The sequence below is a fragment of the Hymenobacter sublimis genome, from assembly GCF_023101345.1.
Classification (GTDB): Bacteria; Bacteroidota; Bacteroidia; order Cytophagales; family Hymenobacteraceae; genus Hymenobacter; species Hymenobacter sublimis.
Map to the genome: position 1 here is coordinate 460,262 of NZ_CP095848.1, position 12,232 is coordinate 472,493.

Consider the following 12,232-nt stretch of genomic DNA (forward strand, 5'->3'; position numbering starts at 1 on the left):
ACTATGAAAACCCACCTGCATGTTCAGAAGTATGGCGCAGGGCCGCGGGTAGTGTTGGCATTTCATGGGTACGGGCAGGGAGAAGGCCACTGGCGCACGTTTATCCAGGCGCTAGGCCCGGATGTCACGGTGTACGCCTTCGACCTGTTTTACCACGGCCGCAGTAAGCTAGCCAAAGCTGATGCGCCGCTCACCAAAAAGCGCCTCGGTGAGCTACTGAGTGAGTTTTTGCGGGTTCAGAACATTGAGAAATTCAGCCTGCTGGCCTTCAGCATGGGCGCCAAATTCGCCCTTACCCTGGCCGAGCGGGCTCCGGAGCAGGTAGAGCAGGTGTGGCTGATTGCGCCCGATGGCCTGCAGCGCCAGTTCTGGTACGCCCTGGCCACTTACCCACCCTGGATGCGCGGGGTATTGGGCCGGGCGGTGCTGCGGCCCCAGCGTATCCTTCGCTTCCTCGATACCCTGCACCAACGGCGCCTCCTCGACGCCAACCTTATTCGCTTTGCCCAGTGGCAACTTGATAGTCGGGAAAAGCGCCTGCGCGTGTACCGAAGCTGGACCGGGTTTCGCAAGCTGACCTTCGACCTAAGCAAGCTGGCGGTTACCCTTAACCACCGGCCCACGCCCGTTACGTTCTTTCTGGGCCGCCACGACCGAGTGATTCCGCACGCGGGTTTGCAAGGGTTTATTGCCTCCCTACGAGCAGCCCATACGGTGGTGCTGGAGGCAGGCCACGCCGGGCTTATCTATGATGTTGCGGCCTACCTGCGCCGCCACCCCGAACTGCGCCTAGCCTAGCGCGCGGGCCAGCAGCTCAACTCCCTCATCGTCGAAGGCCACGAAAACGACCTCCTGCGGAAACTCATGCTCTTGCAGAAATTGCCGCACCTCACGGGTGGCAATTTCTGCTGCCTCCGCCTTGGGGTAGCCGTAAATGCCGGTGCTGATGCCCGGAAAAGCCACACTGCTCAAGCTGTGTTGCTCGGCTAAATGCAGGCTGTTGCGGTAGCAGTTGGCCAGCAACTCCGGCTCGTGTTTGTGGCCGCCGTTCCAGACCGGGCCTACCGTATGAATAACGTGGCGGGCCGGCAGCCTACCGCCCGTCGTGATGACGGCCTCGCCGGTGGCAAGCCCGCTGCCGTAGTGGCTAGCGCGCAGAGCCCGGCAGGCAGCCAGAATTTCGGGTCCGCCGGCGCGGTGAATGGCCCCATCAACGCCGCCCCCGCCCAACAGGCTGGAATTGGCGGCGTTTACCACGGCGTCAGTATCCAGGTGCGTAATGTTGCCGCGGTAAAGTAGAATGCGGCCGAAGCGCTGCGCTTCCGCGCGCCAGTTCGAGGGAGGGGAGGTACCGGGCATGGCCGTGGGGGTAGGGGTTCGGCACAGGTACGGCCTCGGCACGGCAACCGTTGCTGCTTTAAAGGGCTCAGCGACGCTGGCGTGCTATCGGCTCGGGAGTCTTTTTTTACGGTTCAGCCCCCGAAAATGTCGGTTTGAGTAGATATGAATTTGCGTATATTGATCGGCGTCCTACGTTTGAGCATCCAACAACCCGAAACCCTACGCACTCATGGAAACCTCCCAGCGCGACCCTCAACTATGGCGCATGGCGAAAGACCGCGCCAAGTTCAAATCTCACCTGTTCACCTACATCACCGTCAACGCCCTGCTCTGGACCATTTGGCTCCTGACCGGCCGGCCCGCTACGCCCTTGCCCTGGCCCGTGTGGCCCACCGTGTTCTGGGGCATTGGGGTTGCCATCCAGGGCTTTTCCACCTACGGCAGCATGGGACGGGCGCAGCTTTCGGAGCGGGAATATGAGCGGCTGGTGCGCGAGCGGGCCAATCGGGTGTAAAAGCGAGCAAAGGCCGAAACTGCAACCTTACCGCCGGGCCCGGGGTTTGTGGCAGTATGAATATGCGCCACTTCCTTCCCTTGCTGGCCCTAGCCCCGCTGGCTCTGACCTCTTCGGCACCCAAGCCCGCACCGGTTGCCGCGGCTCCGGATGTCAATCTGAGTAAAATTAAGCTGCCGGCTGGCTTTACCATCAGCTACTTTGCCAAAGGTGTGAAAAGCGCCCGGGAGCTGGCCGTAGGCCCCGACGGTACGGTATACGTGGGCACCAAAGACGACAAGGTATTTGCCCTGCCCGACCGCAACAAGGATGGTCGGGCCGATGAAGTGGTTACCGTGGCCACCGGCTTGAACGCACCTAACGGGGTAGCCGTGCGCAACGGTGCCCTGTACGTGGGCGAAATCAACCGAATTCTGCGCTACGACAACATTGCGGCCCGCCTAAAGCAAAAGCCCAAGCCCGTGGTGGTATATGGCAAGCTCCCAACCAAGGAGTGGCATGGCTACCGCTACATTGCCTTTGGCCCCGATGGCAAGCTCTACGTGCCGGTAGGAGCGCCCTGCAACACTTGCCTGCCCGAAGAACCGATTTACGCCACTATCAACCGCATGAACCCCGACGGCACGGGGCTGGAAACGTACGCCTACGGGGTGCGCAACACGGTCGGCTTCGACTGGAGCCCTCAGGACAAAGCCCTGTGGTTCACGGATAACGGCCGCGACCAGCTCGGCGACAATCTGCCCGCTGATGAGCTGAACCGCTCGGCCGGCCCCGGTCAGCATTTCGGCTTCCCATACTTTTTTGCCGGCGACGTGCCCGACCCCGAGTTTGGCAAAGGCAAATCGGCTAGTACCTACATCAAACCCGCCCGCAAGCTGGGGGCGCACGTGGCGGCGTTGGGTATGAAGTTTTACACCGGCAAGCAGTTTCCGGCCCAGTACCGCAACCAGATTTTCATTCCGGAGCACGGCTCCTGGAACCGGAGCAACAAAATCGGCTACCGCATCAGCCTCGTGCGCCTCGATGCCACCGGCAAGCAAGCCCGCAGCTACGAAACTTTTGCCGAGGGCTGGCTGCAAGGCCAAACGCCCTGGGGCCGCCCCGTCTGCCTGCTGGTGCTACCCGACGGTTCCTTGCTGGTTTCCGACGACCAGAATGATGCTGTGTACCGCATCAGCTACAAGGGTTAAGTGGTGAAATTGTGAACTTGTGAAATGGTGAGTTGGTGTTCGAAATGGCTTTATAGCGCATATTGCGCTTGCAGGGCAAAGAATGGCTAACTCACCATTTCACAAGTTCACAATTTCACCACTTATGAAGCAGCGCGGACCGAAGCGGACAGTGGGGCGGCGGGAACTAGTAGACTTTCCGCATTTCCAGGTGTGGGGAGTGGAAGCCAAGGTGGATACCGGGGCCTACACCGGCGCCATTCACTGCTCTAACATTCGCGTGGAAACCGGCACCGATGGCCGGCCGCGCCTGCACGTGCAGCTCCTGGACGCGCCGCACCCCGATTTTAATGGCCTGCCCCTGCAGTTTGATGAGTTCACGCTGCGCGACATTCGCAGCTCCAACGGGGAGGTGCAGGAGCGGTACGTTATCCGGGCGGCAGTGCGGCTGTTTGGGGAAGATTTCGAAACAGAATTTTCGCTTTCTGACCGCTCCGACATGAAATATCCCGTACTAATCGGCCGGGTACTGTTGCGCGAGGCCCGGTTGGTGGTAGATGTGGCCCGGCGCAACCTGTCGTATAAAAATAAGCTGGCCGCCCGCTAACCCGGGCCGGCTTGCGGTTTAGGTCGCCTATCTTTGCCCGGCGCGTCTGCCCCTATTCTTTCATACCTATCCTGCATCCAATGAAACTGGCGATTCTGTCGCGTGAGCCAAAGCTATACTCTACCACCCGCCTCGTAGAAGCCGCCGAACAGCGTGGGCATGAGGCCGTGGTAGTGGATCATTTGCACTGCAATCTGGTGCTGGAGAAGGGCAAGCCTGGCATCATCTACGAGGGTCAGAAGCTGGAAGGCTTCGACGCCATTATTCCTCGCATTGGGGCTTCCGTGACGTTTTATGGCTGCGCCGTGGTGCGGCAGTTTGAGATGATGAAAGTGCGCACGGCCGTGGAGAGCCAAGCCATTGTGCGCAGCCGCGACAAGCTCCGCTCCATGCAGATTTTGAGTCGGGCCGGGGTAGGCATGCCGAAAACCGCCTTCACCAACTACTCCGACGAAGTACCCGAAATGATTCAGCAGGTAGGCGGGGCGCCCGTCATTATCAAGCTGCTGGAAGGCACTCAGGGCCTGGGTGTGGTGCTGGCCGAGTCGGCTAAGGCGGCCCAGTCCGTCATCGAGGCGTTTCACAACCTGAAGGCCCGCATCATTGTGCAGGAGTTCATTGCCGAAAGCAAGGGCGCCGATTTGCGCGCTTTCGTGGTAAATGGCGAGGTAGTGGGAGCCATGAAGCGCCAGGGCAAGGAGGGTGAGTTCCGCTCCAACCTGCACCGTGGCGGCTCCGGTACCCTCGTCAAGCTGACCCGCGCCGAAAAAGCCGCCGCCCTACTGGCTACCAAGGCCCTAGGCCTGGGCATTGCCGGCGTGGACATGCTCCAGAGCAAGCGTGGCCCCCTGGTGCTGGAGGTTAACTCTTCGCCCGGCTTGGAAGGCATTGAAAAAGCCACCGGCCTGAACATTGCCGGCAAAATCATTGAGTACACTGAGCAACTATCGGAAAAGAAAAAGCGGCCGAAACCCATGGTCAAGCCCGCCGAGCCCGAAGCCCTACCCGATAATCAGCCGGACTAGCACCTCAACTTCATTTTCAGCCTTGCTTCGGCGGCTTGCCCTGGTAGCTAGGACCTGAAGGCAGCGCAAACGACCAGGTTTCCTTAGGGGGAGTCTGGTCGTTTGTTTTACGCCGAAGCAGGGTCGGCCGGGTTTTTGTAGACCCGTAGAAATCAAGTTATTCCGCACTGCCTTGCCTACCTACACCACCGCACCCGCCGACTTATACCTGAATGGCTTAACCATTGCCCCCGGCGAGCAAGTCCTGACGCGGCTTGTGATTTCGCGCCTGCCTTCCGGGACCGTAATTGACATTCCGGTGCACGTGTTCCGGGCTACTGAGCCGGGGCCCACGGTGCTGCTGATGGCGGGCCTGCACGGCGACGAGGTGAACGGCATTGAAACCATTCGGCGCCTGATTCGGCGGCGGATGCTGCAGCCCCAGCGCGGTACCATTCTGGCCATTCCTATCCTCAATATTTACGGCTTCCTGAATTTCTCGCGGGAGGTGCCCGACGGCAAAGACGTAAACCGCTCATTTCCGGGCAATCCGCGCGGCTCCCTGGCTAGCCGCGTAGCCCACCGTTTCATGCGTGAAATCATGCCCCTGATTGACTACGGCATTGATTTCCACACGGGCGGGGCAGCCCGGGCCAACATTCCGCAGATTCGATGCCTACTGCACCAGGATGCGGAAACCGACGCGCTGGCGGAAGCGTTTGGGGCCCCGTTCACGTTGCACGCCGGCCTGCGCCCCGGTTCCCTGCGCGAAACCGCCATGCAGGAGGGCCGCCGCATCATCGTATATGAAACCGGTGAGTCGTTGCGCCTCGATGAGGAAGGCATTGACCTGGGCATTGCTGGTACGTTGCGGGTGTTGCACCACTTGGGCATGGTGCCTAGCGTACCGCCGCCGGCCCGGCCTTCGGTGGTGTGCATGCGCTCTACCTGGCTGCGGGCCAAGTACGCGGGGCTGTTCCGCAGCCTGGTGCATCTGGGCCAGTACATTGAGAAAGGCGAGGTGTTTGGCTCCGTGGCTGACCCCTACGGGGAAAATTCTGTGCGGCTGGAGTCGCCGGTGGCGGGCTACATCATTGGGGTAAATCATATGCCCGTGGTTAATCAGGGCGACGCCTTGGTGCACGTAGGCCGTACCGATTTGTCGCCGAGCCGGGTTGATTTGGGCGCTCCATTTGAGGAAAAGCCCATGAATCCGCTCGAAACGGAAGAAGAGGACGAGGAAGCCGGGGAGGAGATGTTGCGCGACGGGGAGTAGGGCCTGTAGTTTCTGCATGCCAACTACCCGGTAAGGCTTGTTCCGGTATCTCCCGGCATTTTGCTTTACTTTGACTGGCCGTACTGCGGTGCTTTGTCTTCTTCCTTTTTATTTGAATGAAAAACTCCGTTCAACTTATCATCAACGTGGTATTGGCCCTGGCGGTGGCCGTGCTTTTCTACCTGCATTTTGCCAGCAAACCTGCCGCGGCCGGCAAGAAGCCAGTGGCCGTAGTTGCTACCCCCACCGATACTACCAGCGCCGCCACCGTCACGGATGAGCCCGCCGACGTGGTAGCCGTAGCCGATACCAACAAAGTGGCCTACGTAGAATCGGGTAAGCTGCTGGATGGCTACCAGGGCATGAAGGACGCCCGCAAGAGCTTCGAAACCAAAGCCCGCCGCTGGGAAGCTCAGAACCAAACGCTGGTGCGAGGCTTCCAGACGGCCGTGCAGCAGTATCAACAAAAGGCCGAGGGTATGACCCAGGAACAGCGCGCTTCCACGGAGCAGCAGTTGCAGGGCCGCCAGGTTCAGGTTGCACAAGAGCAAGAAAAGCTACAGCGCCAAGCCCAGGAGGAGGAAGCCAAAATGACTCAGCAAGTGCTGGAGCGCATCAACAAGCAGGTGGAGAAATACGGTAAGCAAAATGGCTACCGCCTGATTCTCATTGCTGCGCCCAGCGGCACCATTGCCTACGGCCGCGAAGACCTCGACATCACCGCCCCAGTCCTCAAGCACCTCAACGACGAGTACCGCGGCGCTAAAAAGTAAGCAGCCTGCTACCCGTCGCAAGGCGAATATAAATCTTGAAACGCCGGCTTTCCCGAAAAGGAAGCCGGCGTTTTTGCTATAAGCTAGTTTGCTCGGCGTGGCAGTTGTGCTTGGCCATGCACAGGAAAAAGAGGTTGTTTTCAGTACAATACTGACCATCATACTCCGGCTCTGCTTGACGCGCAGAATGCCCGGCATGATGGTCTTTTGCAGAGGCTCTGGCTGCATGTGGCGCGCATGAAATAGAAAGCAGCCGCGCCGGAAACAGCGGCAGGGCGTCGGTGCTGGATTAAACCTTTGGTACTGATGCCTTTCTAAGAGGAAACTAGCCGCTGATAGGTGGCATTTCGTTCTTATGAAGAAGCTCCTGAAATTCTCTGCCTTATTCCTGGTCCTGCTGCTGGCCGCTGCTGCGCTGCCAAGCTGCGTGGCTACCGCTCAGCCGGGAGTAGTAGTAGCTACCGAGCCGGGACCTTATTATGGCCCTGGCTACCGGCCCCGCCCGTACTACCGTCCGCGTCCTTATTACCGCCCGGTACCGCCTCGCGTGGTAGTAGTAGAGCCGCGCCGAAGGGTGGTAGTACCGGCGCCCCGTCCGTACTACAACGTGCGCCCGCACCGCTACATCCGGGTGCGGTAACCGGCTCCGCTTTCCTTTCCAGCAACGCCCTGCCAACGTACTGGTGGGGCGTTGCTGTGCAAACACTACCGCATATGGGGGCTGGCAAAGGACTGGGTACAGAAAAACCCGGCCCCACCATCAGCGGAACCGGGTTAACTAGAGCTGTAACGATGTCGGTAGTACTTAGAAAGCGAAGCGCAGGCTCAGGGCCGCATCATTATAGAAACCGGTGTAGCCATCAAATACTTCGAAGAAGGGCTTATAGTCGACGCCCACGGTGAAGGGCAAATCTTCCATTTTGTACTCCAAGCCCAGAATCAGGTCGGCCCCGCCTACGATGTAGTTCCGGTCGTCGCGGTAGTAGGCGTAGTAGAAGTCGTTTTTCTTGCCTCGAACGTAGCGCCCATCCAGCACGTAGTAGCGGCCGGCGTAGGAGCCAATGTGGCCGCCCGCGCCATAGTAAAACTGCAGGCCCTTAAAATCAGAGACGGGAAGGTGCTTTTCCAGCAGCAGTGTGAGCCGGCCGCCCCGGGCTTGGTATTCGCGTGTGAGCAGTCCTTCGAAGGCTACGTTGTTCTTGCCGCTCAAGAAGTGCTTGAACGTGAGGCCCGACGACCAGCCGCCGCCGCGCAGGCCAATGGCCGTTTCGTAGCCGGCGCCGCTGCCGCCACTTTTCTTCTTGCTCTGCGCCTGGGCTCCTCCCGAAGTTGCCAACAGCCCTAGGGCTACTAAACCAAAAATGAAACGCTTCATGCGGAAAAAGAAACTAGTAAATAGTTAAACGTCCCGCAAAAGTACAAGATTGACCGGATTAAACCGGCCTTGCGTAGCCTTCTTCGGCAATGGCATCAGAAAGATGCACGTACGGGCCGTGGCCCTCCTGCTGGGCAGCTTTTAGCATGGCCTGAGCCACGGCGCTAGCTGGCACGGCCCGGTAGCTGCGTAGGTGCCCCACCAGCACCGGCCGTAGCACGCGCAGCAGTAGCGCCCCAAACTGCTCACCCGTGCGCTTTTTGGGGCGGGGGCCCAGCAGCAAGGAGGGCCGGAAGAAATGAATGGCGCGGAACGGCAACTGCCGCACGGCTTCCTCCATTTCGCCTTTCACCCGGTTATAGTAGAAGCGCGAACGGGAGTCGGCTCCCATGGCCGAAACAACTAGCAGCTGGGCCGCAAAGTTGGCCGCCGTAAGAGCCGCCAGCTTCACCACGTACAGGTAGTCGACGCGGTAAAATGCCTCCTTGGAGCCCGCCTGACGCATCGTTGTGCCCAGGCAGCAGAACACGTCGTCGGCAATAAGCTGCAGGCGGTGGTCCTCCAAGTGGTCAAAATCTACTATTCGCTGCTCCAGTTTGGGGTGCATGATCGGGAGCGGCCGCCGGCCAACTGCAATAACCCGGTTGTACCGCCCCGAAACGAGGAGCAAGGGTAGCAACTGGCTACCCACCAGGCCACTGGCCCCGACTATGAGTGCAGTTTTTTGCATAAGGTGAGGGTCACGGGCCAGCAAAAAATGAGAGCAATAAAAAAGGCGCCTTTTCTGGTACGTGCCGCTGGCTGAAACGCTGCCTTTCCTGAGCGCAGATGCGCGGGTCGCGCCCCGGGTTGCCCGTTACCAAGAACCTCGCATGCGCAAGGGCCTGCTGGCACCAAGAAAAACAATGCCCTGGTTTTCCCGGCACTGCTAGCTATAGAGCAGCACCGGAAAAACCAGGGCAAAGGCGAAACAAGGTGGCTTACTTGCCCGGCACCAGCCGGGTTTGCTCGGGCTCCAACTCCACCATTCCTTGCTTGTACAAAGAGCCCAGGGCTTTTTTGAATATTTTCTTGCTCATACCCAGCCGGCGGTAAATATCATCCGGCTCACTTTTGTCGCCGAGGGGTAGGGTGCCGCCGGCCTGGCGTAAGGCCGCCAGGAGGGTTTCGGCGGCGGCCACGGCTTCGTCGTAGCCGGGGCGCTGCAGGCTGAGGTCGAGCTTGCCATCGGACCGCACCTGCCGGACGTAGCCCGTGTGCACGTCGCCGAGGCGCAGGGGCTTGAACACCTCGTTGTGGTAGAGCAGACCCTGGTGGGTGCCATCCACAATTACCTTGTAGCCCATGTCTGTTTCCTCGGCCACGAACAGGTCGGCCGCGTCGCCGGCTTTGCCCGGGAACGGGTCGGAGCTCAGAAACCACTCCCACTTAGCCGAGGCCACAATCCGGTCGGTGGCTTCATCCAAGTACACGAACACGGTGGCCCGCTCGCCGGGGCGCAGGGTGCGGCGCAGGTTGCGGTAGGGCAGGAGCAGGTCTTTCTCCAGGCCCCAATCCAGAAAGGCGCCGGTGGGCGTCACGTCGCGCACGGTGAGAGCGGCAAACTGGCCTACCCGCGCGTAGGGCTCCAGGTTGGTGGCAATCAGCCGGTCCTCCGAGTCGCGGTACACGAACACGCGCACCACGTCGCCTACGTGCGTACCAGCCGGAATGTACTTGCGCGGGAGCAGCAGGTCGCCGTCGTCGGAGGTTAGGTACATGCCAAAGTCTACCTCGCGGGCTACTTCCAGCTCGTTGAAATCACCAAGATTCATATGTCAATGAAGAATGAGAAATGAGGAGTGAAGAATAACGCTGGCCCAAGGCCTAGGGGCAGTATCCTGTCCTCTTGTAGGGGAGTTGTCCAAGCGGGTTGCCTCACTCCCGGCCCCTTCCTCCAATAAAGGAAAAGAGGAGTCAGATGATAAAAGCAACGTTATTTCGCTTGGCCTGGTAGGAAAGGCAACAGGTTCTACGCGCGGTAAAGGTCCGAAGAAGCTACTGGCCAACAATTTTTAATTCTTCGTTCCTCGTTCTTCATTCCCAATTCCTCACTACTGATAGCGCACTACCCCGGGCTGCCCGAAGCTAAAGTCGCTGAAGTCGTAGTAGGGCCGGGAGTTTTCAAACACGCGGATACCATTGGGCGCGCTCATGCCCCGGGGGTAAAAGCCGAAGGTAATTTGGAAGGTGCGCAGGGCCGCATACTCGTTGCGAAAGCGCAGGCCCAGCCCGAAGCCGGTGTAGGGCGCCTCTTGGAAGGGGAGCACCTGGCGGGGCGTGCGGGCGTTCAGCCAGGCTACGTCGGCAAAGGCCACCCCCGCCATCCGGAAGCCCAAAAACGAAACGGGCGTGAACAGGGTAGCCTCGTAGTTGAGCGTCACGCGGCTGGTGCCCAGTAGCAGGCCCTGGGGCTGAAAGCCGCGCAGGCCGTTTTCGCCATCAATGCTGAGCGGCTGCTCCCCCGGCCGCCGGTTCAGACCTAGGCTGCTGCGCTGCCAAAAGAAGTGCCGCCACTGGTAGTTGCCCGTGTGGTAGAGGCGCGTGAAATACAGCAGCTCCCCGCTCACCAAGCCCTGCTGCCAGTCGTTGTCGCGCCCGCGCAGGTAGGAGCCAAATTCCCCGTTCAGGTACAGGTAGCCCCGTTGCGGGTGGTAGCCGGCGTAGGCCATCCGCAGGCCGTAGTAGCGGCGGTTGGCCACCTCATTAAACTCGTAGCCGGTAGTTAAGCTCAGCAGCGTGCCCGTTGGGATGTCCTCGGTGCGCCCAAAGCCAAACAAGTACTTATCCTTATAGTAACGCCGTATGCTATAGCCCACGGTGCCCAGCACCAGATTGGCGTTGAAATAATCAACCGTGGGTTTCTGGGCGTAGTTGGTGCGGATAACCCGGCCCGACACAATGACGCGGCCCGGGTTTTCGTACCCCAAATCGTAGCTTTTCAACCGCAGGGCCCTACCCAGCCACGCATCTTGCATGTTGTAGCGCAGCGGATCGAAAACGTACGGGTCTTCGGCCGTGCCGCTTCCCCGCGTAGCTACCAGTCGGTCCACGAAATCGTAGCTCAGCGCCCCGGCGTACTGGGTGTTCACGGAGTAAAAGTCGCGGCTGAACCGCACGCCAGCTTCCCGGTTGCGGGTTTCGTTGCGGTAGCGCGCCTGCCCGTACACGAAGTTGCGGAACGGCACCAAGTAACTACCGTCGTAGCGCCAGGTTTGGCCCCCAGGCCCGTTGAAGCTGCGGCCGTACTCGTAGCGGTTCCGGAACTGGTGGCCCAGACCCAGGAAGTTCACGTCGCGCAAGCCAATGATGCCGGCTTCCACATCACGCAGCTGAAACGTGCCGCTAAGGCTGAAAACGTCCTTGGTGATGACCAGCACATCTACACTGTCAGCCGAGCTGGTGCGCTCATTCACAAACACGCGGGCGTCAAGAATCTCGGAGGTCTGGCGCAACAGGCGCTCCGATTCGGCCAAGTCCTGGGGCTCCAACTCGTCGCCTTCCCGGAACAGCAGCACCTGGCGCACCCGCGCCTTGTTGGTTTTGATGTGGAAGGTGTTGCCCGCTTTTTCCAGAATGTTGCGCGGAATGCGGGTGGAGTCGGAAATGCTGTACCCAAAGGCATCCAGCGTGCGCACGTCAATGCGCCGAATGACCTTGTAGTTGTGCCGGTCGTACTGCCGGTCGAGCAGGGTAGCATCCAGCCCGGCCTGGTCTTCGCGCCGCTCGGTAAAGTTGAACAGAGCTGAAGCGGCTTTTCCCGCTATGGTTTTGCGCTTGGTGTACGCCTTGAGGCTGTTGAGCATGCGCTCCTGGTCGAAGCGGCGGCGCAAGGAATCGGGGCGGGCGCCCGGCAAACGGGTCGTATCGGGGGAGGGGAGGGCCGGCGTTTGGGCCCATGCCGAGGAGGCCAGAGCAAGCCCCAGCACTACTACCCACATCCACACCAGGTACTTCATAATTACGATTAGCCAGTCTTGGCAAGATACAGCGCAAATGCATTTCGCGCGGCGTGTAGTTGGGGGTAAACGGGCAGGAAATAAGGAGCAAACGAGCGGATTACTGGCCGAGTGAAAATCTCTAGTGAAGGAACATTTCCAAAGAAATTAGCCTTATAAGATGATGCGTATTCGC

13 protein-coding genes are annotated in these 12,232 nt (G+C 59.8%); 8 read left to right on the forward strand and 5 right to left on the reverse strand.

Annotated features, from left to right (window positions below; all coding sequences use genetic code 11):
* The first annotated feature begins 3 nt into the window (after window positions 1-3).
* Complete coding sequence (locus MWH26_RS02015; protein WP_247975839.1) at window positions 4-798, forward strand: alpha/beta fold hydrolase; 795 nt, start codon at window positions 4-6, stop codon at window positions 796-798.
* Here the strand turns inward: MWH26_RS02015 and MWH26_RS02020 are convergent.
* Window positions 790-1,359: an O-acetyl-ADP-ribose deacetylase gene (locus MWH26_RS02020; protein WP_247975840.1), complete on the reverse strand. Its 570-nt coding sequence runs from the start codon at window positions 1,357-1,359 to the stop codon at window positions 790-792. The two genes, MWH26_RS02015 and MWH26_RS02020, sit on opposite strands and share 9 nt — an antisense overlap.
* A 211-nt stretch (window positions 1,360-1,570) precedes the next feature.
* Here MWH26_RS02020 and MWH26_RS02025 point away from each other — a divergent pair, with 211 nt between their 5' ends.
* From MWH26_RS02025 to MWH26_RS02055, 7 genes are all read left to right on the forward strand, one after another.
* Window positions 1,571-1,855, forward strand: coding sequence for a 2TM domain-containing protein (locus MWH26_RS02025; protein WP_244694938.1), 285 nt, complete (start codon window positions 1,571-1,573; stop codon window positions 1,853-1,855).
* A gap of 62 nt (window positions 1,856-1,917) precedes the next feature.
* Entirely contained in the window at window positions 1,918-3,045 is a 1,128-nt protein-coding gene (locus tag MWH26_RS02030) for a PQQ-dependent sugar dehydrogenase (RefSeq protein WP_244694939.1), read from the forward strand.
* A gap of 124 nt (window positions 3,046-3,169) precedes the next feature.
* The gene (locus MWH26_RS02035) at window positions 3,170-3,631 is read left to right on the forward strand and encodes an ATP-dependent zinc protease family protein (RefSeq protein ID WP_244694941.1); all 462 of its coding nucleotides are present in this window, start codon (window positions 3,170-3,172) and stop codon (window positions 3,629-3,631) included.
* 80 nt (window positions 3,632-3,711) lie between these two features.
* Window positions 3,712-4,656 carry a 30S ribosomal protein S6--L-glutamate ligase gene (gene rimK, locus MWH26_RS02040; RefSeq protein WP_247975841.1) on the forward strand — a complete coding sequence of 315 codons (945 nt, stop codon included), beginning with the start codon at window positions 3,712-3,714 and terminating at the stop codon, window positions 4,654-4,656.
* A 172-nt stretch (window positions 4,657-4,828) separates the two neighbouring features.
* Entirely contained in the window at window positions 4,829-5,911 is a 1,083-nt protein-coding gene (locus MWH26_RS02045; RefSeq protein WP_247975842.1) for a succinylglutamate desuccinylase/aspartoacylase family protein, read from the forward strand.
* 116 nt (window positions 5,912-6,027) lie between these two features.
* The gene (locus tag MWH26_RS02050; protein ID WP_247975843.1) at window positions 6,028-6,684 is read left to right on the forward strand and encodes an OmpH/Skp family outer membrane protein; all 657 of its coding nucleotides are present in this window, start codon (window positions 6,028-6,030) and stop codon (window positions 6,682-6,684) included.
* A gap of 355 nt (window positions 6,685-7,039) precedes the next feature.
* The gene (locus tag MWH26_RS02055) at window positions 7,040-7,324 is read left to right on the forward strand and encodes a hypothetical protein (protein ID WP_247975844.1); all 285 of its coding nucleotides are present in this window, start codon (window positions 7,040-7,042) and stop codon (window positions 7,322-7,324) included.
* A 165-nt stretch (window positions 7,325-7,489) separates the two neighbouring features.
* Here the strand turns inward: MWH26_RS02055 and MWH26_RS02060 are convergent, their stop codons facing one another.
* The 4 genes from MWH26_RS02060 to MWH26_RS02075 all read right to left on the reverse strand — a co-directional run bounded on the left by MWH26_RS02060 (window position 7,490) and on the right by MWH26_RS02075 (window position 12,057).
* Entirely contained in the window at window positions 7,490-8,059 is a 570-nt protein-coding gene (locus MWH26_RS02060) for a hypothetical protein (protein WP_247975845.1), read from the reverse strand.
* Between the two features lie 58 nt (window positions 8,060-8,117).
* Window positions 8,118-8,789, reverse strand: coding sequence for an NAD-dependent epimerase/dehydratase family protein (locus MWH26_RS02065; RefSeq protein ID WP_247975846.1), 672 nt, complete (start codon window positions 8,787-8,789; stop codon window positions 8,118-8,120).
* Window positions 8,790-9,039: 250 nt separating this feature from the next.
* The gene (locus tag MWH26_RS02070) at window positions 9,040-9,873 is read right to left on the reverse strand and encodes a CvfB family protein (protein WP_247975847.1); all 834 of its coding nucleotides are present in this window, start codon (window positions 9,871-9,873) and stop codon (window positions 9,040-9,042) included.
* Window positions 9,874-10,152: 279 nt separating this feature from the next.
* Window positions 10,153-12,057 (reverse strand): BamA/TamA family outer membrane protein, encoded by a 1,905-nt coding sequence (locus MWH26_RS02075; RefSeq protein WP_247975848.1) that lies wholly within the window; start codon window positions 12,055-12,057, stop codon window positions 10,153-10,155.
* Between the last annotated feature and the right edge of the window lie 175 nt (window positions 12,058-12,232).